Source organism: Roseateles sp. FW301-B2 (genome assembly GCF_058788955.1).
The window spans coordinates 56,600-79,235 of record NZ_JBYTBE010000027.1; the positions used below are offsets into that span (position 1 = coordinate 56,600).

The following is a 22,636-nucleotide window of genomic DNA, read 5'->3' on the forward strand; positions in this document are numbered from 1 at the left end:
CAGTTCCGCAAGGTGATCAACGACTTCCGACATGACGCCAAGCCTCCAGCGCTCAACCCGTGAGCAACCGGGCAGTGTAGCGGGCGATCAGGCTCAGCAGCAGCTCTTCGTCATAGGGCTTGCCCAGGTAGTCGTCCACGCCCAGCTGGTGCGCATAGTCGCGATGCTTCTGCGCGATGCGCGAGGTGATCATGATCACCGGCAGCGTGGCGAGGCGGCTGTCGGCGCGCAGATTGCGCACCAGGTCGAAACCGTCCATGCGCGGCATCTCGATGTCCGAGAGCACCACCGCCGGCAGCTCCTCCTCGGCCAGACGTTCCATCGCTTCCAGGCCGTCCTTGGCCAGGTGCACGCGGTAACCCTCGCGCTCCAGCAGGCGCTGGGTGACACGACGCACCGTGAGCGAATCGTCCACCACCAGCACCAGCGGTGCGAGCGGCTCGGCCGCCACCATGCTGGCCGCCACCGTGCCGGCGGCCGCATGGCCGAGCGCGTGGCGCGCCGCGGCCTGCGCCTCGGCACCGTAGCGATTGGCCAGCGCCACCGGGTTGTAGATCAGCGCCACCTCGCCCGAGGCCAGCAAGCTGATGCCCGCCAGGCCCGGCACATGCACCAACTGCGGCCCGAGGTTCTTGACCACGACTTCCTGGTTGCCCAGCACCTCGTCCACATGCACGGCCAGGCGTTGATGGGCGCTGCGCACGAAGGCGACCGGCAGGGTCTTGCCATGCGGTACGCCGCGCTCGCTCTGCTTCATCAGGCCGCCCAGCCAGTAGAAGGGGAAGCGCTCGCCGCCCACCACCAGCTCGCCGGCCTCGTAGGCCTGCTCGATCTGGGCCGGGCTGATGCGCTGCACCGATTCCATCAGGCTCGCGGGCACCGCCACCGATTGCTCGCCATAGCGCAGCACCACCACCTGGGTGAGCGCGGTGGTGAGTGGCACGCGCAGCTCGAAGGCCGCGCCCTGCCCCGGCGTGGAATGCAGATCGATATAGCCGCCCAGGGTGTTGACCTCGGCGCGCACCACGTCCATGCCGACGCCGCGGCCGGCCAGCTCGGTGATCTCGGTGGCGGTGGAGAAGCCGGGCGCGAAGATCAGCTGCATCAGCTCCTCATCGCTGGGCGTGGCATCGGGCTTGATCAGGCCCTGCTTGAGCCCGCGCTCGCGGATGCGCGCCAGGTCCAGGCCACGGCCGTCGTCGCGCACCGTGATGGCCACCTCGTTGCCCTCCTGGGCGAGCTGGACCTGGATCGTGCCCAGCTCGGGCTTGCCCTTGGCAACGCGCTCCACCGGCGGCTCGATGCCGTGCATCACGCTGTTGCGCAAGAGATGCTCGAAGGAGCCCACCAGGCGCTCCAGCACGCTGCGGTCCAGCTCGACCTGGGCGCCGTTCACCAGCAGCTGCACCTGCTTGCCGGTCTCGCGCGCGGCCAGGCGCACCACCCGGTGCATGCGCTCGCTGAGGCTGTCGAACTCGACCATGCGGGTGCGCAGCAGGTCGTCCTGCAGCTCGCGCGTCAGGCGCGATTGCGCCGCCAGCTCGTCTTCGCCGGTCTGCACATTGCGCTGCAGGCTGCGCTGCACCGTGGCCACGTCGTTGACCGACTCGGCCAGCATGCGCGTCAGTTCCTGGAAGCGCGTGTAGCGGTCGAACTCGAGCGGGTCGAAATCCTTGGCCGCATGCTTGGCGGCCTCTTCCTGCGCGCCCATCTGGGCCTCGGCCTGCAGCTCCAGCTCGCGCAGCTGGGTGCGCAGGCGGTCCAGGTTGTCGTCCAGATCGAGCAGGGCATTCTTCATCTGCCCCATCTCGGATTCCAGGCGCGCGCGCCGGATGCTGACCTCGCCAGCCTGTGCGGCCATGCGCTCCAGCAGGGCACCGCGCACCCGCACCAGCGCCTGGGCGCCGCCCAGGCCGCCGTCGCCGCCCAGCCCGCTGTCGCTGGGCTGGAACTGGGTGAAGCGCGACCAGTCGATCTGCGCCCCGGCCGGGCCGCTTTCAGTAACTTGGGCGGCTTCGGCGGCCGGCGCCGCTTCGGCGACTTCCACGGGCAGCGCCTCGGCCGGCGCCATGGCCAAAGCGACTGGCTCGGCAGCGACCGGCGGCGGCACCACCGGCTCGGGCTGCGCCACCGGCTTGGGCGCCAGCCGCGCCTGCTTGAGGGTATCGAAGGCCTGCTCGAGCGCATCGCCCTGGTCCTGCAGGCTGCGCACCTCGGCGGCCTCGGCCTGACCCTGGTGCAACAAGGCCTCGATGGCGGATTCCAGCAAATGCGCGGCCTCGCCCAGGCGCATCGCGCCGGTCAGGCGCGCGCCGCCCTTGAAGGTGTGCAGGGCGCGCATGCAGGCGCCGGCACGGCCGACATCGCCGGGATGGGCCATCCAGTCGCGCAGGCCGGCCTGCAGATCGCGCAGCAGGTCGGGCGCCTCTTCCTCGAAGATCGGGAACAGCTCGTCGTCGATCTGGTCGGGCAGGCCGACCTCGAAATCGTCCGCCGCGCGCGGGATCGGCAGGGCCTGCGGCTCGCTGAGCGCGTCGTCCGGCAGCTCGGAGGGGCGCGACTCCGCCACATCCTCCGGCGGCGGCTGGTAGGCCTGCAGGCGTGCGGTCAGATCGCCCTCGACGCTCTTCAGGAAGCCGGCCGCGAACTGGTGCAGCAGGCGGCGGATCTCTTCCGCCGCATCGTTGAACAGGCGCGCCTCGTCGGCGCCCAGCTGGCGCACCTGGGCGGCGCGTTCCAGCGCATGCTCGAGCGCGCGCGCCAGGGCCGAGAGCTCGTCGAAGCCCACCGTGCCGGCATTACCGGCCAGCGCATGGGCCAGGGGCTCGCAGCTGGCGGGCAGGCCGGAGGCCAGGTCCAGCGCCCATTCGGACAGCTCGGTGCAGAGCCGGCGCGAGAGTTCGTCCGCCTCGTTGAGGAAGATGTTGAACAGGGTGATGCTGATGCGCAGCGGGCCGATCAGCTTGACGCCCTCGTCGGACTCGGGCTCGGCCTCCTCCGGTTCGATCGGTTCGATCGCCTCGGCGGCGGCCTGCACATCGGTACCGCCCACCAACTCCAGACTGGGCGCCAGGGTTTCGGGCTCGGGCGCGGGCTCCGGCTCGCTCACGGCCGGCAGGTCCAGCGCGCCCAGGTCCAGCGTCAGCTCCTCGTCCAGCACCGGCATGGCCGGCGCCGCGGGCGCTTCGCCCAGATCCAGCTTGAGCTCGAACTCGGGCAATTCGAAATCGCTGCTCGCCGAAGCCGCCGCGGCGGGCAGGTCCAGATTCAGCTCCAGGCCCAGCAACTCGGTGTCGGCATGCGAGAGCTCGGCCACCTCCATGACGGGCAGCAGCTCACTCAGCTCCTCGGCCTCGGGCAACTCAAGCAGCGGCGCCTCTTCCAGCAGAGGCTCGGTGGCGGGCGCGTCGAGCATCTCGATCGGCAGCTCCAGCACCGGCTCAGGCACGGGTTCAGGCGCCGGCTCCGGCAGCGGCTCCATCGCGGGTTCCGCGGCAGGCTCGACGGCAGCAGGCTCGACCACAGCCGCTGCGCCCACCGGCAGCAGGCGCTGTTCCAGGCGCAGCGCGTCGGCGCTGGCGCGCAAGACCTCGGCGTCATGGGTGATGGGCGCCTTGGCGGCGATCTCGGCACTCCAGCCGGCCAGGTAATCCAGGGCCTGCTGGCTCAGGCTCAGCAGCGCGGCATCCGCCACGCCCTGCTCGCCCAGGCGCGCGTTGTAGAGCTGTTCGAAGGCCCATGCGCCCTCGCCGAACTCCTTCAGCCCGACCATGCGCGAGCTGCCCTTGAGGGTATGGAAGGCGCGCCGCACATTCGTCAGCTGCTCGCGGTTGGCGGCGTCGAGCTCCAGCTCGGCCAGCGCCACGCGCGCATTCGCCAGCACCTCGGTGGCCTCCTCGAGGAAGATCTCCAGCATCTCCTCGTCGACGATCTCCGGCGCCGGCGCGGCGGCCGCGACCGGCACCGCCGGTGCCGGCACATGCACGGCCAGGAAGTCGTTGAGCGATTGCGCCGCCTGGGCACGCGCTGCCTCGCTGTCGGCGGGTTCAGTGGATTCAGCGGGCTCGACCGGCTCGGTGAGCTCCACCGTCAGCGGCAGGGCCGAGGTATCGCCCGGCTCCTCCAGCATGCGCTGGGCCGACTGCGCGGCGTTCGCCAGCGCGGTTTCGTCCGCCGCACGTGCCTGCAGGGTCAGGCGCTCGAGGTCGCGTGCCAGCTCGGCCTGCGGGCGCTCGCCCTCGGCCACGGCTTGCGCCGCGGCCTGCACCTGGGCCAGCAGGCTGGGCTCGCTGGCCACCGGCTTGCTGAGGCGCTCGCGCCCCACCGAGGAGATCAGGCTGCCGCGGGCTTCATCGAAGCGGAACATGCGCTTGGCCAGTTGCGGCTGCACGCTCAGCATGTCGATCAGGAAGCCCAGCGCGCCGAGATTGTTGGCCAGGCGCTCGAACTGCTCGCGCGGGCCCGAGCGGCTCGGATCGACCTCGGTATTGGCCAGTTCGTCGATCTGGTCGCGCATGCGCACGCAGGTCAGCGCGCCCTGGTCCACGCCCAGCACCGAGAACACGCCACGCATGGCGCCGAGCTGGTTGGGCACGGGGATCAGCAGCTGGCGCTGCGAGGGGTCGCGGAAATACTCGTCCACCTGGCGCTCGACCTCAGAGAGGCTGCTGCGCAACTCGTGCACCACGCTGCCCAGGGTCTGGCGATCCGAGACGCGGCGGTACAGGTCCTCCATCCAGGCTTCCAGCGGCGCCGCGGGCTCGCCGCGCGAAGCCGCCTCGACGCGCCGCGCCAGCCGGATCACGCGCTCGGCCTGATCGGGGTGGTCGAAGGCCTCGTCGTCCAGCGCCGCTTCCACATACAGCAGGCTGGTGGCGATCTCCATCGCCAGCGTGGGCTCGGGCGGCTTGCCCGAGCGCAGCGTGGCCACCACGGCGCGGCGCAGGGTCTGGCCCAGCACCTCGCCGCTCGGGAACAGGCGCTCGATCGAATCGCCCACCGCGGCAAACTGCTCGTCCAGGCCGGCCAGGCGGTGGCTCTCGCCCTCCGCCGCCGAGGACCAGGATTCCTTGGCCTGCGCCACGCGCTTGCGCGCCTGCGTGACCCAGCTGGGGTCGATATGGCCGAGGCTGTCGTCTTCGTAATCGGTCGGGCCTGCGCCCTCGTCCAGCCCATAGACACGGCGCACTGCCAGCAGGCGCGGTGCATGCTGGCTCGCGGCCGGTGCCTGCGCCTGGCTGCAGAAGAACAGCAGGTCCTGCGCCAGGCGCTCGGACACCGCCGCATCGCCCTGCGCGCCCGCGCGCAGCTGCGCCAGCAGGCGCGAGCCCAGGCGCTTCACCAGCGCGTCGATCTTCAGCAGGCCCAGGGCCTGGGCCTCGAAATGCGCGGCCGCCAGCGACCACAGGCTGCGGCCATGGGCGCCCGGCTGGGTCTGCGCCACGCCGGCGCACAGATCGCTCAGATGCTGCGCATGCTGGGGCGCCGGGGCGCGCATATGCTTGAGCAGGGCTGCCTCGAAACCGGCGCGCGCCGCTTCGGCCGCCAGGGCCGGGGCCTTGGCATCGGCCGGCAGATCGCGCCAGCTCCATTCCTGCTGGGCCAGATCGGCCGGGTGGATGCGCTCCACGCCGTTGAGCTGCTGCAGCGCGCGATAGCTGGGGAACAGCGCCAGCGTGCTGGTCTTGTTGCCGGCCAGCAGCTTGGCGATCAGCGAGAGCAGCGCGAAGTCGGCGCGCTCCACCGCCTGCACGGTGGGCGGGTCGACGTTGACCGGGTCCAGCGCCAGCCGCTCCACCGCCTGCTCGGCGGCCCGTAGCAGCGCCGCGCCGGCGGGCAAGCCCACCAGCGAGAGCACGCCGGCGAGCTGGTGCAGCTGCGCCGCGGCGGCCTGCAGGGGCTGGCTGGGATGCGTTTCCAGGCCCAGCGTCGTGACACGCGCATCGGCATCGCGCAGCGCGCGCCGCAGCGTCTTGTGCACGGACTCCAGCGAGCGGCGCAACTCCTCCTGCACCCAGGCCAGCGGGCTGAGGTCGGGCGGAAACTCGGAATCTCGCGAGAAGTCCATGCCGGGTCTGCCTTTGACTTTTCTCTGTCTATCGTTCTGTGCTTGGTGCGGTTGTCAGCGCTCAGCCAACCTTGAAACGCGCCACCGACTGCTTCAAGGCATCGGCCGAGCGCGAGAGCTCATGCACCATCTGGGCGGTGGAGCGCGTGCCCTCACCGGTCTGCTCGGTCACCGCAAAAATATGCTGGATGTTCGAGGCCACCTCGTTGGCGGAATGCGCCTCGCTGAGCGCCTGGTTCGAGATGCGGGCGATCAACTCGTCCAGTCGACGCGACACCTCGTCGATCTCGTCCAGCGCCTTGCCGGCCGCATCGGACAGCTTGGTACCCTGCACCACCCCCAGCGTGGAGCGCTCCATGGCGGCCACCGCGTCGTGGGTGTCGGTCTGAATCGTCTTCACCAGCGCGGCAATGCGGCGCGTCGCGTCGCCCGAGCGTTCCGCCAGGCGCTGCACTTCTTCGGCCACCACCGAGAAGCCGCGGCCGGCCTCGCCGGCCGAGGCCGCCTGGATGGCCGCGTTCAGCGCCAGCACATTGGTCTGCTCGGTAATGTCCGAGATCAGCTCGGTGATCTCGCCGATTTCCTGCGAGCTCTCGCCCAGGCGCTTGATGCGCTTGGAGGTCTCCTGGATCTGCTCGCGGATCGAGTTCATGCCGCCGATGGTGTTGGCCATGGCCTGCTTGCCGGTCTCGGCCACGGCACGCGACTGGCGCGCCACCTCGGCGGTTTCCTGCGCCTGTGCCGACACCTGGTTGATGCGCTCGGCCATCTGCAGCACCGCCTCGCCGGTGGCGCGGATCTCGTGCAGCTGCTCGGTGGAGGCGGCCAGCAGCTCGGTGGAGGTCTGGTCCACCAGGCCGGTGGTTTCGGTCACCCGGCCGGCGGTGGACTGCACCTGCGTCACCAGCAGGCGCAGCTCTTCCACCGTGTAGTTCACCGAGTCGGCGATGGCGCCGGTGATGTCTTCGGTCACCGTGGCCTGTTGCGTCAAATCGCCCTCGGCGACCGACTGCAGCTCGTTCATGAGACGCAAAATGGCGGCCTGGTTGGCGTCGTTGACGCGCTTGGCCTCCTGCTCCTGCACCTCGGCCTCGCGTTTCTGCGCCTCGGCCAGTTCGGCGCGATGCGCCTGACCCGCCACATACAGGCGCAGAAAGCCCAAAGCACCCACCACCAGGGCCGCCAGCGAAGCCAGCATCGCCAGCAGCAGGCCGAAGCCCAGGCCGCCGGCCGACTCGAGCTGCTGGGCGATCTCGTCCAGGCCCTTGCGCAGCGGTTCGCTGTCGTTGAGGATCGCGGCCTGCGCCTCGCGCGCCGCAACCAGGCCCTGCAGATTGCCCAGAATCGCCGAGGCTTCCTTGCGCGTCTGCTCGTATTGCGACAGCAGGGTCTTGAGGCGCTCCTTCAGCTGCGGGTCATGCGCGCCCTTGAGGCGCAGCTCGGGGTTGCCGTTGATGAGGGCCTCGGTGATCTCGCGGAAGGAGTTCAGGTCCTTGCCGAGCAGGAACACCGCCTCCGGGCTCACGCCCTCCTGGGTCAGGAATTCGTTGGCACTCTTGCCGATGCGCTGGGTCAGCATCACCAGCTGGCCCGCGGCCGAGAGTTCGGCCGGCGAGCCGCCCTGCTGCAGCGACAGCGAGGCCACCGCCTCGGCGCTTTCCAGCAGGTCCGAGGATTGACGGTTGATGGTGCGCAGCGCCTTGCCCACCTGGGTCAGCACCTTCTCCTGCGCGATCACGGTGTTGCCGTTCTTCTCGGCGCGCTCCACCATCGGCGCGACGGTCTCCAGCGCCGGCTGCACGCTGCCGGGCGCAATCGCCAGCTCGCCCTCGCCGTTGCGCAGATTGCGCACCACGCTGCCCAGCACGCCGATGCTTTCCTTCAGCTCGGCGAACGCGCCCACATTGCCCACCAGGGCGGTGGACACCGACTTGGCCAGGCGCTGCGACTGCATCATGGCCTGGCCGGTGGCGCGCACCTGGGCCGCGCTGCGGTTCGCGTTCACCAGGCTCAGCGCCACCGTGGTGGCCGTGCCCAGCACCCCCACCGCCACCAGGGCGGTGAACAGCTTCTGGCGGCGGCCGCGGTCTTCGGCCTTCGCCGGCATCAGCCCGGGCGCGGCGCTGATGGTGTCGGGCGCCGAAGCGGTGGACTGGAAGCCCGCATTGGTGTCGACAAAGTCCGCCGCCACGTTGTCGGTCGGCAGCGCTTCGGAAATGATGGAGCTGGACTCGCTGCGCGGACCGGTGTCGCTCGCATGTACGCCTGCCTGAGCATCCAGGGCGGTGGTCTCGCCGGCCTCCTGGCCTTCGGAGGTCGCGCCCAATTTCTTGATCTTGTCGAGGAAGCTCATCTCACCCTCATGTTGTCGGTTGATTGACGCAATGCCCGCGCCGGCTGGCGCCACGCATCACACCACAATACGCAAGAACGGTTCGAACCTGGACAAGGCCTCCAGGTCGATCACCTGCCAATGCCGGCCCTCGGCGTCGCGCCGCAGCGCGCCCGCAAAGGCCGGCCGCGGCGTCGCCGACGGCACATCCGCCACCGGCTGCAACTGCTCGTCGCCGCGCAAGCCCAGCAGCTTGTCGACCAGCAAGGCGCAGTTGATATTGAGTTCGGGGTTGATCGACACCAGGCGCTGCTGCGTCACATCGCCGCGCACGCCGGGCTCGCGCAGGCCCAGAAAGGCGGCGAAGTCCACCACCGTGTGCAGGCCGCCGCGCAGGTTCGCCACCCCCAGGGCCCAGGGCTCGGTGTAGGGCACCGGCTTGATGGCCACGGGCGTGAAGATCTCGGCCGCCTGCTTGAGCGAGAACAGCAGCGCCACGCCGGCGCATTCCACCGCCAGCCAGGAGGCCGCCTGCGGCGTTTCGCGCGCGGCCTGCATGCGCTGCGCGAGGCGTTGCTGGAGTTCGCGCAGTGCTTGCTTGTTGGCCATGCTCAGCCTAGCGCCTTGATCTTGGCCAGCAGCTCGTCGGACTTGACCGGCTTGACCACGTAGTCGCGCGCGCCCTGGCGCATGCCCCAGACCTTGTCGGTTTCCTGGTTCTTGCTGGTGCACATGATCACCGGCACATTGGCGTAGCGCTCGTCGCGCGTGATGGCGCGGGTCAGCTGGAAGCCGTTCTGGCCCGGCATCACCACGTCCATCAGGATCAGGTCGGGCACTTCCTCTTCCAGGCGCTTGAAGGCTTCCTCGCCGTTCTCGGCGGTGCGCACCACGAAGCCGCGCTTGCTCAGCATCTCGCTGAGCGCATGCAGCTCGGTCTTGGAATCATCGACCAGCAGAATCTTGTGTATCGTCATGTGGACTCCTCGTCACGCCGCCTCTGTCGGGCATCTCATTGGCCGGCTTCATCGATCATCTGGCCGGGCGAATCAAGGGCCGCGGCGGTGCATCTGCACCGCCTGCAGCAATTGGTCTTTGGTGAAGGGCTTGGTCAGGTAATCCTGCGAGCCCACCATGCGGCCGCGCGCCTTGTCGAACAGGCCGTCCTTGCTGGACAGCATGATCACCGGCACGCCGGAAAACTGCGGGTTGCGCTTGATGATGGCGCAGGTCTGGTAACCGTCCAGCCGCGGCATCAGGATGTCGCAGAACACCAGATCGGGTTTGTAGTCGCTCAGCTTGGAAAGCGCGTCGAAGCCATCCTCGGCCAGCACCACCTCGTGCCCGCCTTGCTTGAGAAAGATCTCGGCGCTGCGGCGGATGGTGTTGCTGTCGTCGATGACGAGCACCTTGGTCGCTGCGCCAGGTGCTTGGGGAGCCATTGTGTCCAACCCTTGTTCTCCTCAGCGTATGGAAAGGGCAGAAGGTTTCAAACAGTCCGCGTCAGATGCGGACCATCTCGAAGTCTTCCTTGCGGGCCCCGCATTCGGGGCAGGTCCAGTTCATATCCACATCCGCCCATGCGGTACCTGGGGCAATGCCGTGCTCGGGGTCACCTGCGGCTTCGTCATAAATCCAGCCACAGATCAGGCACATCCAGGTACTAGCTTCGGTCACGGTGAATATGGTTTGCTCACTACAATGCGAAGATTGTAGCTACGCGCCCCCCTCCGCCCATTGAGCAAGTAGGCACAGATGCAACAGGCTTTTCGGTCCTTCGTCACGCCCTGCTGCAAGCCCTTCAAGACCACGACGCGCTGACGTCCTCACCCTCGGGTGAAACCCCAATCCCCACTTCATGAGCAGCCCTGACCATTCCCCCGCCGAGACCATCCAGGGCCAAGACGAGCAGGAGCAACCCGCACCCGCGTGCGTGATGAGCTTCAACGCCAGCGACCCCAGCGGCGCCGGCGGCATCGCCGGCGACGTGGCCACCATCGCGGCGATGGGTGCGCATGCGCTGCCGGTGGTCACGGCCATCCTGCTGCGCGACACCGCCGAGGTGTTCGAGCAGCATGAGCTCGATGCCGACGTGATCGTCGAGCAGGCGCGCAGCATCCTGGAAGACGTGCCGGTGGCGGCCTGGAAGGTCGGCTTCCTGGGCAGCGCCGAGGGCGTGAGCGCGGTGGCCGAGGTGCTCAGTGATTACCCCGATGTGCCGCTGGTGGCCTATCTGCCCGCCATCACCTGGCTCGACGAGGAGCAGCAGCAGAGCTATCTGGATGCCTTCCGCGAGCTGGTGCTGCCGCAGGCCCTGGTGCTGGTGGGCAACCACAAGACCCTCACCGATTTCCTCTTGCCCGACTGGGACGCGGACCGCCCGGCCTCGCCGCGCGAGCTGGCGGTGGCCGCCGGCGAGCATGGCACGGGCCATGTGCTGGTGACCGGCATCAGCCTACCCAACCAGTTCGTCGACAACGTGCTGGCGAATCCGCAGGGGCCGATCACCGGCGAGAAGTTCGAGCGTTTCGAGGTCAGCTTCGTGGGCGCGGGCGACACGCTCTCGGCCTCGCTGGCGGCGCTGCTGTCGGTGGGCTCCGAGATCCACACCGCGGTGGGCGAGGCCCTGTCCTTCCTGGACCAGGCGCTGGACGCGGGCTTCCGCCCCGGCATGGGCAATGCCGTGCCCGACCGCTTCTTCTGGGCCATGCCGCCTGCCGAAGAAGGCGAAGAGGGCATGGAGGGCAGCCAGCCCCTGCTGCCCGACACCGAGCCCGGCGACCTGATGGCCGACGAGCCGCCCACGCGCGGCCCGCGCCGCATCCACTGAACCCTTTTCTTCCCTTCCTGCCATGAGTCAGAACCAAGCTCTGTTCGAGCGCGCCCAGCGCTCCATCCCCGGCGGCGTGAATTCGCCCGTGCGCGCATTTCGCGCGGTAGGTGGCACGCCCAGATTCATCAAGCGCGGTGAAGGGGCTTACATCATCGATGCCGAGGGCAAGCGCTACATCGACTACATCGGCTCCTGGGGCCCGATGATCCTCGGCCACGGCCACCCGGCGGTGCTGGAGGCGGTGCAGAAGGCGGCGCTGGACGGCTTCTCCTTCGGCGCGCCCACCGAGCGCGAGATCGAGCTGGCCGAGGAGATTATCAAGCTGGTGCCCTCGATCGAGCAGGTGCGCCTGGTGAGCTCGGGCACCGAGGCCACCATGAGCGCGATCCGGCTGGCGCGCGGCGCCACCGGCCGCAGCAAGTTCATCAAGTTCGAGGGCTGCTACCACGGCCACACCGATGCCCTGCTGGTGAAGGCGGGGTCGGGTCTTGCCACCTTCGGCCACCCCACCAGCGCCGGCGTGCCGGCCGAGGTGGCGCAGCACACCCTGGTGCTCGAGTACAACAACGTCGCGCAGCTGGACGAGGCCTTCGCCCTGCACGGCAAGGAGCTCGCCTGCGTCATCATCGAGCCGATCGCCGGCAATATGAATTTCGTGCGCGCCGCCGTGCCCTTCGTGAAGCGCCTGCGCGAGCTCTGCAGCGAGCATGGCGCGCTGCTGGTGTTCGACGAGGTGATGACGGGCTTCCGCGTCGGGCTGGCGAGCGCGCAAGGCCATTACGCCAAGCTGCTGCCCGGCTTCAAGCCCGATGTCAGCGTGTTCGGCAAGGTCATCGGCGGCGGCATGCCGCTGGCCGCCTTCGGCGCCAGCCGCGAGATCATGAAGCAGCTCGCGCCGCTGGGCCCGGTCTACCAGGCCGGCACGCTGTCGGGCAATCCGGTCGCCACCGCCTGCGGCCTGGCGACGCTGCGCGAGATCCAGAAACCCGGCTTCTACGAGGCGCTGGGCGCCAGGACGCGCCAGCTGGTGGACGGCCTGGCGGCCGTGGCCAGCGACAACGGCGTGCCCTTCAGCGTCGATTGCGAGGGCGGCATGTTCGGCTTCTTCCTGATGCCCGAGCTGCCGCAGAACTACCAGACCGTCATGAAGACCGACGGTGCGCGCTTCAACGCCTTCTTCCACGGCATGCTGGACGGCGGCGTCTACCTGGCGCCGGCGCTCTACGAAGCCGGCTTCGTGAGCGCGGCGCACAGCGAGGCCGACATCCAGGCCACGCTGCAGGCCGCCCGCACCGCGCTGCGCTGAAGCGCCGCGCCCACCGGCGCCCTTCTCTTGCCCCGTTCCTCGCCATTCCCATGCACATCCACATCCTCGGCATCTGCGGCACCTTCATGGGCGGCCTGGCCGCCCTCGCCCGCGAAGCCGGCCACCGCGTCACCGGCTGCGATGCCAATGTCTACCCGCCCATGTCGGAGCAGCTGCAGGCGCTGGGCATCGAGCTGATCCAGGGCTTCGGCGCCGAGCAGCTGGAGCTCAAGCCCGATCTGTTCGTGATCGGCAACGTGGTGACGCGCTCCAGCGAGGGCCGCTTCCCGCTGATGGAAGCCATCATGGACCAGGGCCTGCCCTATACCAGCGGCCCCGAATGGCTGGCCAGCCATGTGCTGCAGGGCCGCCATGTGCTGGCGGTGGCGGGCACGCATGGCAAGACCAGCACCACCTCGATGCTGGCCTGGATCCTGGAGCATGCCGGCCTGCAGCCCGGCTTTCTGGTGGGCGGCGTGCCGCAGAACTTCGGCGTGTCGGCGCGCCTGGGCGCGGGCAAGTGCTTCGTCATCGAGGCTGATGAATACGACACCGCCTTCTTCGACAAGCGCAGCAAGTTCGTGCATTACCGGCCGCGCACCGCCATCCTCAACAACCTCGAGTTCGACCACGCCGACATCTTTGCCGACCTGGCCGCCATCGAGACCCAGTTCCACCACCTGGTGCGCACCGTGCCGGCCAGCGGCCGCGTGATCGTGAACGCACGCGAGGAGGCGCTGCAGCGCGTGCTGGCGCGCGGCTGCTGGAGCGAGCTGCAGCGTTTCGGTTCGCGCAAGGAAGAGCCCGGCGCGCTGCGTGCGCGCGGCGAGCCGCAGGCCTTCGACGTGCTGCGCGGCAGCCTCAAGGTGGCGCGGGTGGAATGGGCGCTGCTGGGCGAGCACAACCAGCTCAACGCGCTGGCGGCGATGGCCGCGGCCGAGCATGTGGGCGTGACGCCCGAGCAGTCGGCCGCCGCGCTGGCCAGCTTTCAGAACGTGCGCCGCCGGCTGGAGCTGCGCGGCGAGGCGGGCGGGGTCAAGGTCTACGACGACTTCGCCCACCACCCCACCGCGATCCGCACCACGGTGAACGGCCTGCGCCGCAAGATCGCACCGAGCGAGCGCATCCTGGCGGTGTTCGAGCCGCGCTCCAACACCATGAAGCTGGGCACCATGAAGGCGCAGCTGCCCTGGGCCCTGGAGGAAGCCGACCTGAGCTTCTGCAACCAGGCCGGGCTGAGCTGGGACGCCAAGGAGGCACTCGCGCCGATGGGCGCGCAGGCCCTCGTCGGCACCGATGTCGAGGCCCTGGTGGCCGCGGTGGTGAAGGCCGCCAGGCCCGGCGACCATGTGCTGTGCATGAGCAATGGCGGCTTCGGCGGCATCCACGAGAAGCTGCTGGCGGCGCTGGAGGCCAAGGGCCGCTGAGGCCGGCGCTGCCGCCCCGGCTACCATGGCCGCTCTCCAGCCAGCCGAGAGCGCCCCATGTCAGCTGCCCCCTCCGACGACTCGTCCGCCAACTCACCCGCCCTGCAGGACAAGAGCTTCGTGGTCCTGCTGGCGCTGGTGACGCTGGCCTTCGCCTGGATCCTCTGGCCGCTCTACGGCGCGCTGCTGTGGGGCACGGCCGCGGCGATCGTGTTCGCGCCGCTGCACCGCTGGATGCTGCGGCGCTGCGGCCAGCGCGCCACCCTGGCGGCGCTGCTGACGCTGAGCCTGGTGCTGCTGCTGGTGATACTGCCGCTGACGCTGGTGAGCATCGCGCTGGCCCAGGAGGCCGGCGCGCTCTATGCCAAGCTCAAGTCCGGCGAGTTCAGCTTCAGCGGCTATGTGCAGCAGGTCTACGCGGCCCTGCCCGCCGGCCTGCTCAGTGGGCTGGAAAAACTCGGCGTCAGCGATCCGCTGGACCTGCAGCAGAAGCTCACCGAGGCGCTCAAGCAGCTCAGCCAGGCCATCGCCACCAAGGCCTTCGGTTTCGGCCAGGACACCTTCGATGTGGTGGTGAGCTTCTTCGTCATGCTCTACCTGCTGTTCTTCCTGCTGCGCGATGGCGAGCGCCTGTCCGTGCTGCTGCGCCATGCCCTGCCGCTGCGCGCCGCCCACAAGCGCCGACTGATGGAGAAGTTCCGCGCCGTGATCGGCGCCACCGTGAAGGGCAATATCGCCGTGGCCGCGCTGCAGGGCGCGCTCGGCGGCCTGGCCTTCTGGGTGCTGGACGTGCATGCGCCGGTGCTGTGGGCGGTGCTGATGGCCTTTCTGTCGCTGCTGCCGGCGGTGGGCGCCGGCCTGGTCTGGCTGCCGCTGGCCATCTACCTGCTGGCCACCGGCGCGATCGGCCAGGGCCTGGGCCTGATCGCCTATGGCGTGCTGGTGATCGGGCTGGTGGACAACCTGCTGCGCCCGCTGCTGGTCGGCAAGGACAGCAAGATGCCCGACTATGTGGTGCTGGTCTCCACCCTCGGCGGCATGGCGGTGCTGGGCCTGAACGGCTTCGTGATCGGACCGCTGATCGCCGCCATGTTCATCGCGGTGTGGGACATCGTGGCCCAGGACGGGCGGCGCAGCGCGCCGAAATGAAACAAAAAAAGCCGGCCCTGAGGCCGGCTTTTGCATTGCGGGCGGGTGCCCGCTCAGGCTGACGGTCAGCTGCGCTGCATATTGGCGCGCAGCACGCTGCCCAGCATGTCCAGGCTCTCGGCCAGGTGTGCGCGCGTCTCCACCGACTGGCCGCCCTTGCCCAGTGCCGCGCGCAGATCGCTCTGCAGCTGCACCGCATGCAGGCGCGCCAGCGCGTAGGCATCGGCCATCACGCCGGGTGCGCCGCCCTTGGTGAGCACCGACTGCAGGCGCTTGAGGTGCTCGCGCTGCAGATTGCGGCGCAGGCGGTCGATCTCGGCGCCGCTCTTGAGCTCGCTCCAGATGCTGGACTGCAGGGTGCCGTAAACCTCGCTGAGCGAGATGATGCCCTTGCGCTGCTTCTCAGGCACATAGGCCGGCAGGTCCATCAGGCGCTGCGCGGTGTTGGCGTTGAGCAGGCGGTCCAGCACCACCAGCTGCACGCGCGCCACCGCGGCCGGGATGTTCATCGGGCCGACGCGCTCCCACTCGTTGTAGTCCACCTGCAGGGTGCTGAGGAACTCGGGGCGGAAGCGGAAGGAATCGGCACTGAACAGGCCGCTGGCCAGGAACTTCAGGGCCTCGCGCTGCTGCGCCGGCTCGACCGGGCTGAACGCGGTGCGGCCGGTGGAGCCCGGCAGGTCGCGCTGCATATGCATGCCGCCGACATACTTGCCCACCAGCTCGGCCGCGCGGTAGAGCTGGTTGAAACCGTTCACCAGCGAGCGGCGCTGGCGCAGCGGATCGTCACCGGCCTGCGGCCTGCGGTCCTGCACGCGGCCCCACAGCTCCTGCGAGAGCTTGAGGCGGCGCTTGAAATAGGCCATCGGGTCGGCGCCGAGGTCGAAGCGGTTCGCCAGCGGATCGATGCCGTCGAACAGGTCGGCGTCGGCGTCGTCGGCATAGGCCAGCTGTGGCTCGGTGCTGCGCGCGGCGATCTTGGCCAGCTCGGCCGCCTCCGCCTCGGGGGCCAGGGGCTTGTAGGCGTATTCGATCGCCCAGTAGTCGTAGGCACCCAGGGTGGTGTTGTTGTAGCTGCCCTGGGTCTCGCCCTGCAGCGCGAGGTTGTAGGCGTTGTAGTCCATCACCGAGCCGGAGATGCCCTTGGCTTCGGTGTAGGCCTTGTCGCTCAGCTGCGCCTGCGTGACGGTGGTGGAGGCCTTGAAGTTGTGCTTCAGGCCCAGGGTGTGACCCACCTCGTGCATGATCACGTCCTTGATGCGCGCCTGCACAAAGGCCTCGGCCTCGGGGCTGTCGGGCGCGATCTCGCCGCGCGCTTCCAGCACGTCCATCGCGAAGCCCATCTCGGCGGCGGCTTCGTGGGCGTAGTTGCAGAAGTCCTCATCGGCATGCACCGCATGCTTGCCCGGGCCCACGTCCTCGGCAATGAAGGCGCGGCCGCCGCGGGCGAACACATCGCTCATGCCGATGTCCGCGTCCAGGATCTCGCCGCTGCGCGGATCGGCGTGGCTGGGGCCGATGGCAAAGCCCACATCGGCGCCGACGAACCAGCGGATCGAGGCATGGCCGGCGTCCATATTGTCCCAATCGGCATCGTCGGGCTGCTGCTTGGCGACCACGGCGTTCTTGAAGCCGATCTTCTCGAAGGCCTTGTTCCACTCCAGGATGCCGGCCTCCACCGCGCCGCGGTACTTGGCCGGGATGTTCTTGTCCATCCAGTAGGTGATGGGCTGCACCGGCTCGCTCAGCGCGGCGCTGGCGTCCTGCTTCTCCAGGCGCCAGCGCTTCAGGTAGTGGACGCGCGGGTTCGGCTTGTTGTCATTGCTCAGATCGCTGAAGGACTCGGCGAAATGGCCCAGGCGCGGATCGGTCCGGCGCGGCGCCATCACGGTCTCGGGCAGGGCCTGGAAGTTGTAGACGAAGCTCAGGAACATGCTGCGCGGGTCCGGCGTGGCCTGCGGCGGCGTGGGCATGGGCACGGGCGCGGGGGTCAGCGGCGGCGCCGGGATGCGCGGGGTGGCGAAGTGCATGCGCGCGGTCAGCGTGCTGAGCTTGGCGTCGGCGCGCGCGGCCTCGAAATAGGAGTTGGCGCGGTCGGCCGCGAAGGGCAGGCGGTAGGCCATCTCCAGGCGCGTAGACATGCCGGGGATGTCGGTCAGCAGCAGGGCCGCGTCCACCAGCACCGACTTGCGCTCCGGGTGCTCGGCGCTGGCCAGCGTGCCGGAGGCCAGCAGGCTGGGCGAGAAGGCCTGTTCGCCGGCCAGCTTGCCGCCGCCCTCGGCGCGGAACTTGGTGTTGAGCGCGATCAGCTGCACCTGGTTGCCGACGCGGCGCCACTCGGCCATCAGGGCGCGGCCCATCTGGCTGGCATAGAGGCCGCGCTCGCCCACCGCATTGGCGTAGTTGACGGTGAACATGAAGGGCTTGTTGAACTGCGCCTTGGGGATCTCCAGCCAGACCTTCTCGTCCTTGCGCCAGATCGGGAACAGGCCGTCCTGGCGCTTGGCATCCTTGCTCACCTCGGCAAAGGGCTTGGGCGCGGCCGGATCGGCGGCCGGGCGCGGCGGCGTGGCCGCGGGTGCGGAAGCGCCGTTCGCAGGGGCAGCGGGAGCGGTCGTCTGCGCGTGGGCCGTGGCGCCCAGCAGCAGCAGGGCGGCCGCAACGGCGGTGAGGTTCTGGGTAGAGCTCATGGATGGGATTGGGATTGCTGATGCAAAGGCGCGACTGTCGCCGTGCCGGCCGCACCCGTCAATGCGGCCAAACTCCGATCGCACCCCGAAAACCGTGCTTCATCGCACGTCGCGGGTGACGCCGGGCTGACAGACCGCGGGCGGCCCTGCCGCTAGACTGCGGCCCCATGCCTCACCGCACCACCCACCTGCTCTACCTGCATGGCTTTCGCTCCTCGCCACGCTCGGCCAAGGCCCAGCGCATGGCGGCCTGGGTGGGCGAGCAGCGCCCGCAGCTGCGGTGGGCCTGCCCGCAGCTGCCGCCCTCGCCGGCCGCGGCCATGCGGGAAGTCATGGCGCTGATCCAGACCTGGCCGCGCGAGCGCATGGCCGTGATGGGCAGCTCGCTGGGCGGCTTCTACGCCACCCAGGTGGCTCAGGCCACCGGCTGCCGCGCCGTGCTATTGAACCCCGCGGTGGATCCGGCGCGCGACCTGGCGCGCTATATCGGCGAGCACAGCTGCTGGCAGAACCCGGACGAGAAGTTCTTCTTCCGCGCCGAGTTCGTCGACGAGCTGCGCGCGCAAACCCTCGGCAAGCTGGCCCATCCCGAGCGCCTGCTGGCGGTGATCGCCAAGGGCGACGAGGTGCTGGACTGGCGCGAGATGCAGGCCCGCTACGCCGGCTGCCGCATCAAGCTGCTGGAAGGCAGCGATCACGGCCTGTCCGATTTCGACGACTACCTCCACGAACTGACGGAATTTCTCCTATGCGTTTGAAGAACAAGGTCTGCATCATCACCGGCGCCGCCCAGGGCATTGGCCTGGCCACCGCCGTCAAGTTTGCCCAGGAAGGCGCCACCGTGGTGGTGTGCGACCGGCGTGCCGAGGGCGTGGATGCCGCGGTCGCGGCCTGCGAGGCCGCCGGCGCCAGCGCCATGGGTCGCGTGCTGGATGTGACCGACCGCGTCTCGGTCGACCTGATGACGGCCGCGGTGCTGGAACAGTACGGCCGCATCGACGTGCTGGTGAACAACGCCGGCATCACCAAGGACGCGCGCCTGCAGAAGATGAGCCTGGAGCAGTTCGATGCCGTCATCGACGTGAACCTGCGCGGCGTCTTCCATTGCGCCCAGGCGGTGGCCGACACCATGGTGGCGCAGGGCGGCGGCGTGATCCTCAACGCCTCCTCGGTGGTGGGCATCTACGGCAACTTCGGCCAGACCAACTATGCCGCCAGCAAGTTCGGCGTGATCGGCTTCACCAAGACCTGGAGCCGCGAGCTGGGCCCCAAGGGCGTGCGCGTCAACGCGGTGGCCCCCGGCTTCATCGAGACCCCCATCCTCGGCACCATCCCCGACAAGGTGATGGACGAGATGCGCGCCCATGTGCCGCTCAAGCGCCTGGGCAAGCCCGAGGAGATCGCCAACGTCTATGCCTTCCTGGCCAGCGACGAGGCGAGTTATGTCAACGGCGCCGTGCTGGAAGTGTCCGGCGGTATGACGGTCTGAGCCCGAGCGGTGCGCCTACACTCGCACCATGGAGATTGCCCAACTCGCCATGCAGGAGCTGTCGGCCATCGTCGCGGCCCTGCCCGACCCGGTGTTCGTACTGACGCGTAGCGGGCGCTATGCGGCCATCCTCGGCGGCACCGACAGCCGCTACTACCACGATGGCAGCAGCCTGGTCGGCCGTTCGCTGTTCGACGTGCTCGATGCCGGCAAGGCGCGCTGGTTCTGTGAGCAGATCGGCATCGCGCTGAGCCAGCGCCGCTTGCACGTGGTCGAGTACAGCCTGGGCGGCCCCGACGTCGAGGGCCTGCAGGACGACGGGCCTTCAGGGCAGATCTGGTTCGAAGGGCGCGTCCAGGCGCTGGAACTGCCGTTCGACGGCGAAGAGGCGGTGCTCTGGGTCGCCAGCAACATCACCGCGCGCCACCAAATGGCGCTGCAGCTACGCCAGCTCTCCGAGACCGACGAGCTGAGCGGGCTGGCGAACCGCCGCAAGCTGATGCGCATGCTTGCCGAGCGCTTTGAGGAACATGCCCGCTATGGCACGCCCTGTGCGGTGCTGAGCTTCGACATCGATCACTTCAAGTCCATCAACGACGTGCTCGGCCACGAAGCCGGCGATCGCGCGATTGCGCGCGCGGCCTCGGTCTGCCTGGCGGCGCTGCGCAGCAACGATCTGGCGGCGCGCCTGGGCGGGGACGAATTTGTGGTGCTGATGCCGCACACCTCGCTGGCCATGGCCGAGCAGACCGCCAGGCGGCTGGCGACCGAGATCTCGGAGGCGCTGATGGATCTGCGCGTGGGCGAACGCCCCGTCACCATCAGCGCCGGAGTGAGCGAGCTGCGCGCCGGCGACAATTCAATCGACGCTGTGCTCAAGCGCGCCGACCAGGCGCTCTACCGCGCCAAGAGCGCCGGCCGCAACCGCGTCGAGGTGGACGCCAGCAGCGATCGCTGAGCGCGCCCGCCCGTCCGCTCAGGGCTTCGGCTGGAAGCCCGCGTCGCCGAACTGCCAGAGGAAGAAGCTCCAGACATCGGCGGTTTCGTCCAGGCGCTGCGCGACGCCCGAGCCCATGCCGTGGCCGCCCTCGAAGTCCACGCGCAGCAGCACCGGCTTGCTCTTGTAGCTCTCGGGGTTGGCCGCCTGCAGGCGCGCGGCCAGCTTGCCGGGCTCCCAGGCCTCCACGCGCGGGTCGTTGGCGCCGGTGGTGGCGATCACGGCCGGGTAGGCGCGGCCGTCCTGCACGCGGTGATAGGGGCTGATCGCGTACATGGCCTTGAAGTGCGCCGGGTTGCTGACGGTGCCGAACTCGGCAATGTTCGGCGCGCCATTGGGCGTGAACTCCATGCGCAGCATGTCCGAAAGGCTCACCGCGCTCTGCGCCGCGGCAAACAGCTCGGGGCGCTGCGTGATGGCGCCACCGATGGTGATGCCACCGGCGCTGCCGCCGGTGCCGGCCAGGGTGGCGGGCGAGGCATATTTGTTGGCGATCAGGTACTCGGCGCAGGCGATGAAGTCCGACACCGTGTTCTGCTTGGTGAGGATGTAGCCGCCCTGGTGCCAGTCTTCGCCCAGCTCGCCGCCGCCGCGCACATGGCAGATCGCCAGCACGCCGCCGCGCTCCAGCCAGGCCAGGCGGGTGGCGCCGAAGCGCGGCTCCTGCGTGATGCCATAAGCGCCGTAGCCGCTCAGCACGGTGGGGCGCTTGCCGTCCAGCGGCGCGCTCTTGGACGAGAGGATGGACAGCGGCACCATCACGCCGTCATGGCTCTTCACCATCACGCGTTTCGCTTGCACACCCGAGGTGTCGAGGCTGTTGGGCTTTTGCACGTCGACGCGCCGGGCCGGTGCTGCGGCCTTGCCCGGATTCAGCACCAGGCTTTGCGGCGCCTGGGTCCAGCCCTCGTGCAGCACCAGCAATTCGCCGCCAGCCAGCGGGCTGATCTCGCGCAGCGTGCCCTCGAAGGGCAGTGCCACCGTGGCGACCGCCGCGCCGCCCTTCTTCTTCGCCACGCGCCAGAGCTTGCTGACGCCCGCATCCAGCGCCTTCACATAGACGGCATCGTCGGCCGCGCTGATGTGCTGCAGCACGCTCTCGCCGGCCGGCAGCACGCCGCGGAACAGCGTGGTCTTGGCGCGCAGATCCAGGCTCAGCAGTTCGCGGCGCGAGGCCTTCTTCTGGCTCAGGGCATAGACCTGGTCGCCCGAGATCACCGCCTGGGTGATCTTGTCGGCCGGGCTGATGATGCGGCGCCAGGGCGTTGCGGCACCCAGGTGCAATTGGTCGGCCGGGGCCACCCAGTAGGAGCGCTCCACCGCGTCGCCATGCAGCACCTCGGCCAGCGCCCAGCGCGAGCCCTTGCTGAGGTAGACATAGGGCAGATCGGCGATCGCGAACTTCTCCTTGGCACTCACCTCCCAGCCGAACAGCGGCTGGTCCTTGCTCGGGTCCTGGCCCAACTTGTGCATGAACACGGCGCTCTTGTTGTAGCGCTCGTCGGCCGGATGACGGTTGTAGGCGAAGCCGCTGATGTCCTTGAACCAGGCCACGCCGTACTGGTTCAGGCCGGTGTAGGCAATCGCCTCGCCGAGGAACTTGCCGCTCGCCACCTCGAGCACGCGCAGCACGCTGTTCTCGGAGCCGCCGCTGGACAGGCCCACCGCCAGCAGGCGGCCATCGGGCGAGGGGGTGTACCAGTCGATCGCATGCTTGCCCGGCTCGCCGGCAACGTTGTTGGGGTCCAGCAGCTCCCGGTCTACGCCCTCGACGCCGGCACGCACCCACAGGCGCGACTGGTTCTGGCCCGGTGCGCGCTTCATGTAGAACAGCTTGCCCGCGACGATCTCGTAGCCGCCGGTGCTCTCACCCGCGTCGGCCAGCTGGCCCAGGCGCTCGCGCAGGGCCGCACGGCCGGGGATCTGCGCCAGGCTGGCCTTGGCGTAATCGGCCTGGCTGCGCAGCCAGCCCTGGAACTCGGCGGACTTCATGTCCTCCATCCAGCGGTAGGGATCCACCACCACGGTGCCGTGGTAGTTGTCGCTCACCGGCTTTTGCGGCGTGCTCGGGTAGGGCGTTTGCGCCACGACATGGGTGCAGGCCGCCAGGGCCAGGGCAGTGAGAGCAAGTTTCATGATTTGCCTTTGCATGAGCTGCGGTAACAGCCGAGCCGCGCATCTTAGAGCGTGTTTACGACCCCCTCATGGTGCCCGCAAGGCAGCCCAGGGGCGCAATCTAGGCGCGCGCCGCAGGCCAGGCTCGCCGCCTGGCCAAGGGGTGCAACGACGAGTGCGCCCCTGGGCTGCCTTGCCCTTCGGGTTGCCCCGCAAAGACAGCGTCTGCGG

General features: G+C 69.2%; 15 protein-coding genes. 7 read left to right on the top strand and 8 right to left on the bottom strand.

The features are described 5' to 3' along the window. Positions 1–52 precede the first annotated feature (52 nt). From AC3WQY_RS17880 to AC3WQY_RS17905, 6 genes are all read right to left on the bottom strand, one after another. Positions 53–6,067, bottom strand: coding sequence for a hybrid sensor histidine kinase/response regulator (locus tag AC3WQY_RS17880; RefSeq protein ID WP_492709868.1), 6,015 nt, complete (start codon positions 6,065–6,067; stop codon positions 53–55). Positions 6,068–6,128: 61 nt separating this feature from the next. Continuing rightward, positions 6,129–8,420, bottom strand: coding sequence for a methyl-accepting chemotaxis protein (locus tag AC3WQY_RS17885; protein WP_285230969.1), 2,292 nt, complete (start codon positions 8,418–8,420; stop codon positions 6,129–6,131). 57 nt (positions 8,421–8,477) lie between these two features. Beyond that, positions 8,478–9,008: a chemotaxis protein CheW gene (locus AC3WQY_RS17890; RefSeq protein WP_285230968.1), complete on the bottom strand. Its 531-nt coding sequence runs from the start codon at positions 9,006–9,008 to the stop codon at positions 8,478–8,480. 2 nt (positions 9,009–9,010) lie between these two features. Beyond that, complete coding sequence (locus tag AC3WQY_RS17895) at positions 9,011–9,376, bottom strand: response regulator transcription factor (protein WP_285230967.1); 366 nt, start codon at positions 9,374–9,376, stop codon at positions 9,011–9,013. 72 nt (positions 9,377–9,448) lie between these two features. Beyond that, on the bottom strand, positions 9,449–9,841 hold the full coding sequence (locus AC3WQY_RS17900; RefSeq protein WP_285230966.1) for a response regulator: 393 nt from the start codon (positions 9,839–9,841) through the stop codon (positions 9,449–9,451). Between the two features lie 61 nt (positions 9,842–9,902). Beyond that, positions 9,903–10,055 (bottom strand): rubredoxin, encoded by a 153-nt coding sequence (locus AC3WQY_RS17905; protein WP_133604594.1) that lies wholly within the window; start codon positions 10,053–10,055, stop codon positions 9,903–9,905. 202 nt (positions 10,056–10,257) lie between these two features. Here AC3WQY_RS17905 and thiD point away from each other — a divergent pair, with 202 nt between their 5' ends. From thiD to AC3WQY_RS17925, 4 genes are read left to right on the top strand one after another with little or no spacing between them, the layout of a single operon-like run. Continuing rightward, the gene (gene thiD, locus AC3WQY_RS17910; RefSeq protein ID WP_285230965.1) at positions 10,258–11,229 is read left to right on the top strand and encodes a bifunctional hydroxymethylpyrimidine kinase/phosphomethylpyrimidine kinase; all 972 of its coding nucleotides are present in this window, start codon (positions 10,258–10,260) and stop codon (positions 11,227–11,229) included. A gap of 22 nt (positions 11,230–11,251) precedes the next feature. Continuing rightward, positions 11,252–12,538, top strand: a complete 1,287-nt coding sequence (gene hemL, locus AC3WQY_RS17915; RefSeq protein WP_492709869.1) for a glutamate-1-semialdehyde 2,1-aminomutase — start codon at positions 11,252–11,254, stop codon at positions 12,536–12,538. Positions 12,539–12,588: 50 nt separating this feature from the next. Beyond that, positions 12,589–13,965: a UDP-N-acetylmuramate:L-alanyl-gamma-D-glutamyl-meso-diaminopimelate ligase gene (mpl, locus tag AC3WQY_RS17920; protein WP_492709870.1), complete on the top strand. Its 1,377-nt coding sequence runs from the start codon at positions 12,589–12,591 to the stop codon at positions 13,963–13,965. A gap of 57 nt (positions 13,966–14,022) precedes the next feature. Further along, positions 14,023–15,114 carry an AI-2E family transporter gene (locus AC3WQY_RS17925; RefSeq protein WP_492709871.1) on the top strand — a complete coding sequence of 364 codons (1,092 nt, stop codon included), beginning with the start codon at positions 14,023–14,025 and terminating at the stop codon, positions 15,112–15,114. 65 nt (positions 15,115–15,179) lie between these two features. On the opposite strand, the gene AC3WQY_RS17930 is transcribed toward AC3WQY_RS17925, so the two are convergent. Beyond that, positions 15,180–17,804 carry a zinc-dependent metalloprotease gene (locus AC3WQY_RS17930; RefSeq protein WP_492709872.1) on the bottom strand — a complete coding sequence of 875 codons (2,625 nt, stop codon included), beginning with the start codon at positions 17,802–17,804 and terminating at the stop codon, positions 15,180–15,182. A 167-nt stretch (positions 17,805–17,971) separates the two neighbouring features. On the opposite strand from AC3WQY_RS17930, the gene AC3WQY_RS17935 reads away from it, so the two are divergent. From AC3WQY_RS17935 to AC3WQY_RS17945, 3 genes are read left to right on the top strand one after another with little or no spacing between them, the layout of a single operon-like run. Further along, positions 17,972–18,562: a YqiA/YcfP family alpha/beta fold hydrolase gene (locus AC3WQY_RS17935; RefSeq protein ID WP_285230960.1), complete on the top strand. Its 591-nt coding sequence runs from the start codon at positions 17,972–17,974 to the stop codon at positions 18,560–18,562. Continuing rightward, on the top strand, positions 18,553–19,293 hold the full coding sequence (gene fabG / locus AC3WQY_RS17940; RefSeq protein ID WP_492709873.1) for a 3-oxoacyl-ACP reductase FabG: 741 nt from the start codon (positions 18,553–18,555) through the stop codon (positions 19,291–19,293). The genes AC3WQY_RS17935 and fabG overlap by 10 nt, the downstream gene beginning before the upstream one ends. Before the next feature lie 28 nt (positions 19,294–19,321). Continuing rightward, positions 19,322–20,251 (top strand): GGDEF domain-containing protein, encoded by a 930-nt coding sequence (locus tag AC3WQY_RS17945; protein WP_492709874.1) that lies wholly within the window; start codon positions 19,322–19,324, stop codon positions 20,249–20,251. An 18-nt stretch (positions 20,252–20,269) separates the two neighbouring features. On the opposite strand, the gene AC3WQY_RS17950 is transcribed toward AC3WQY_RS17945, so the two are convergent. Continuing rightward, positions 20,270–22,426, bottom strand: coding sequence for a prolyl oligopeptidase family serine peptidase (locus AC3WQY_RS17950; protein WP_492709875.1), 2,157 nt, complete (start codon positions 22,424–22,426; stop codon positions 20,270–20,272). Positions 22,427–22,636 lie beyond the last annotated feature (210 nt).

Coding starts and splice junctions, on each gene's coding strand:
- AC3WQY_RS17880 (WP_492709868.1), bottom strand. CDS start 6,067: ATGGACTTCTCGCGAGATTCCGAGTTTCCGCCCGACCTCAGCCCGCTG.
- AC3WQY_RS17885 (WP_285230969.1), bottom strand. CDS start 8,420: ATGAGCTTCCTCGACAAGATCAAGAAATTGGGCGCGACCTCCGAAGGC.
- AC3WQY_RS17890 (WP_285230968.1), bottom strand. CDS start 9,008: ATGGCCAACAAGCAAGCACTGCGCGAACTCCAGCAACGCCTCGCGCAG.
- AC3WQY_RS17895 (WP_285230967.1), bottom strand. CDS start 9,376: ATGACGATACACAAGATTCTGCTGGTCGATGATTCCAAGACCGAGCTG.
- AC3WQY_RS17900 (WP_285230966.1), bottom strand. CDS start 9,841: ATGGCTCCCCAAGCACCTGGCGCAGCGACCAAGGTGCTCGTCATCGAC.
- AC3WQY_RS17905 (WP_133604594.1), bottom strand. CDS start 10,055: ATGTGCCTGATCTGTGGCTGGATTTATGACGAAGCCGCAGGTGACCCC.
- thiD (WP_285230965.1), top strand. CDS start 10,258: ATGAGCAGCCCTGACCATTCCCCCGCCGAGACCATCCAGGGCCAAGAC.
- hemL (WP_492709869.1), top strand. CDS start 11,252: ATGAGTCAGAACCAAGCTCTGTTCGAGCGCGCCCAGCGCTCCATCCCC.
- mpl (WP_492709870.1), top strand. CDS start 12,589: ATGCACATCCACATCCTCGGCATCTGCGGCACCTTCATGGGCGGCCTG.
- AC3WQY_RS17925 (WP_492709871.1), top strand. CDS start 14,023: ATGTCAGCTGCCCCCTCCGACGACTCGTCCGCCAACTCACCCGCCCTG.
- AC3WQY_RS17930 (WP_492709872.1), bottom strand. CDS start 17,804: ATGAGCTCTACCCAGAACCTCACCGCCGTTGCGGCCGCCCTGCTGCTG.
- AC3WQY_RS17935 (WP_285230960.1), top strand. CDS start 17,972: ATGCCTCACCGCACCACCCACCTGCTCTACCTGCATGGCTTTCGCTCC.
- fabG (WP_492709873.1), top strand. CDS start 18,553: ATGCGTTTGAAGAACAAGGTCTGCATCATCACCGGCGCCGCCCAGGGC.
- AC3WQY_RS17945 (WP_492709874.1), top strand. CDS start 19,322: ATGGAGATTGCCCAACTCGCCATGCAGGAGCTGTCGGCCATCGTCGCG.
- AC3WQY_RS17950 (WP_492709875.1), bottom strand. CDS start 22,426: ATGAAACTTGCTCTCACTGCCCTGGCCCTGGCGGCCTGCACCCATGTC.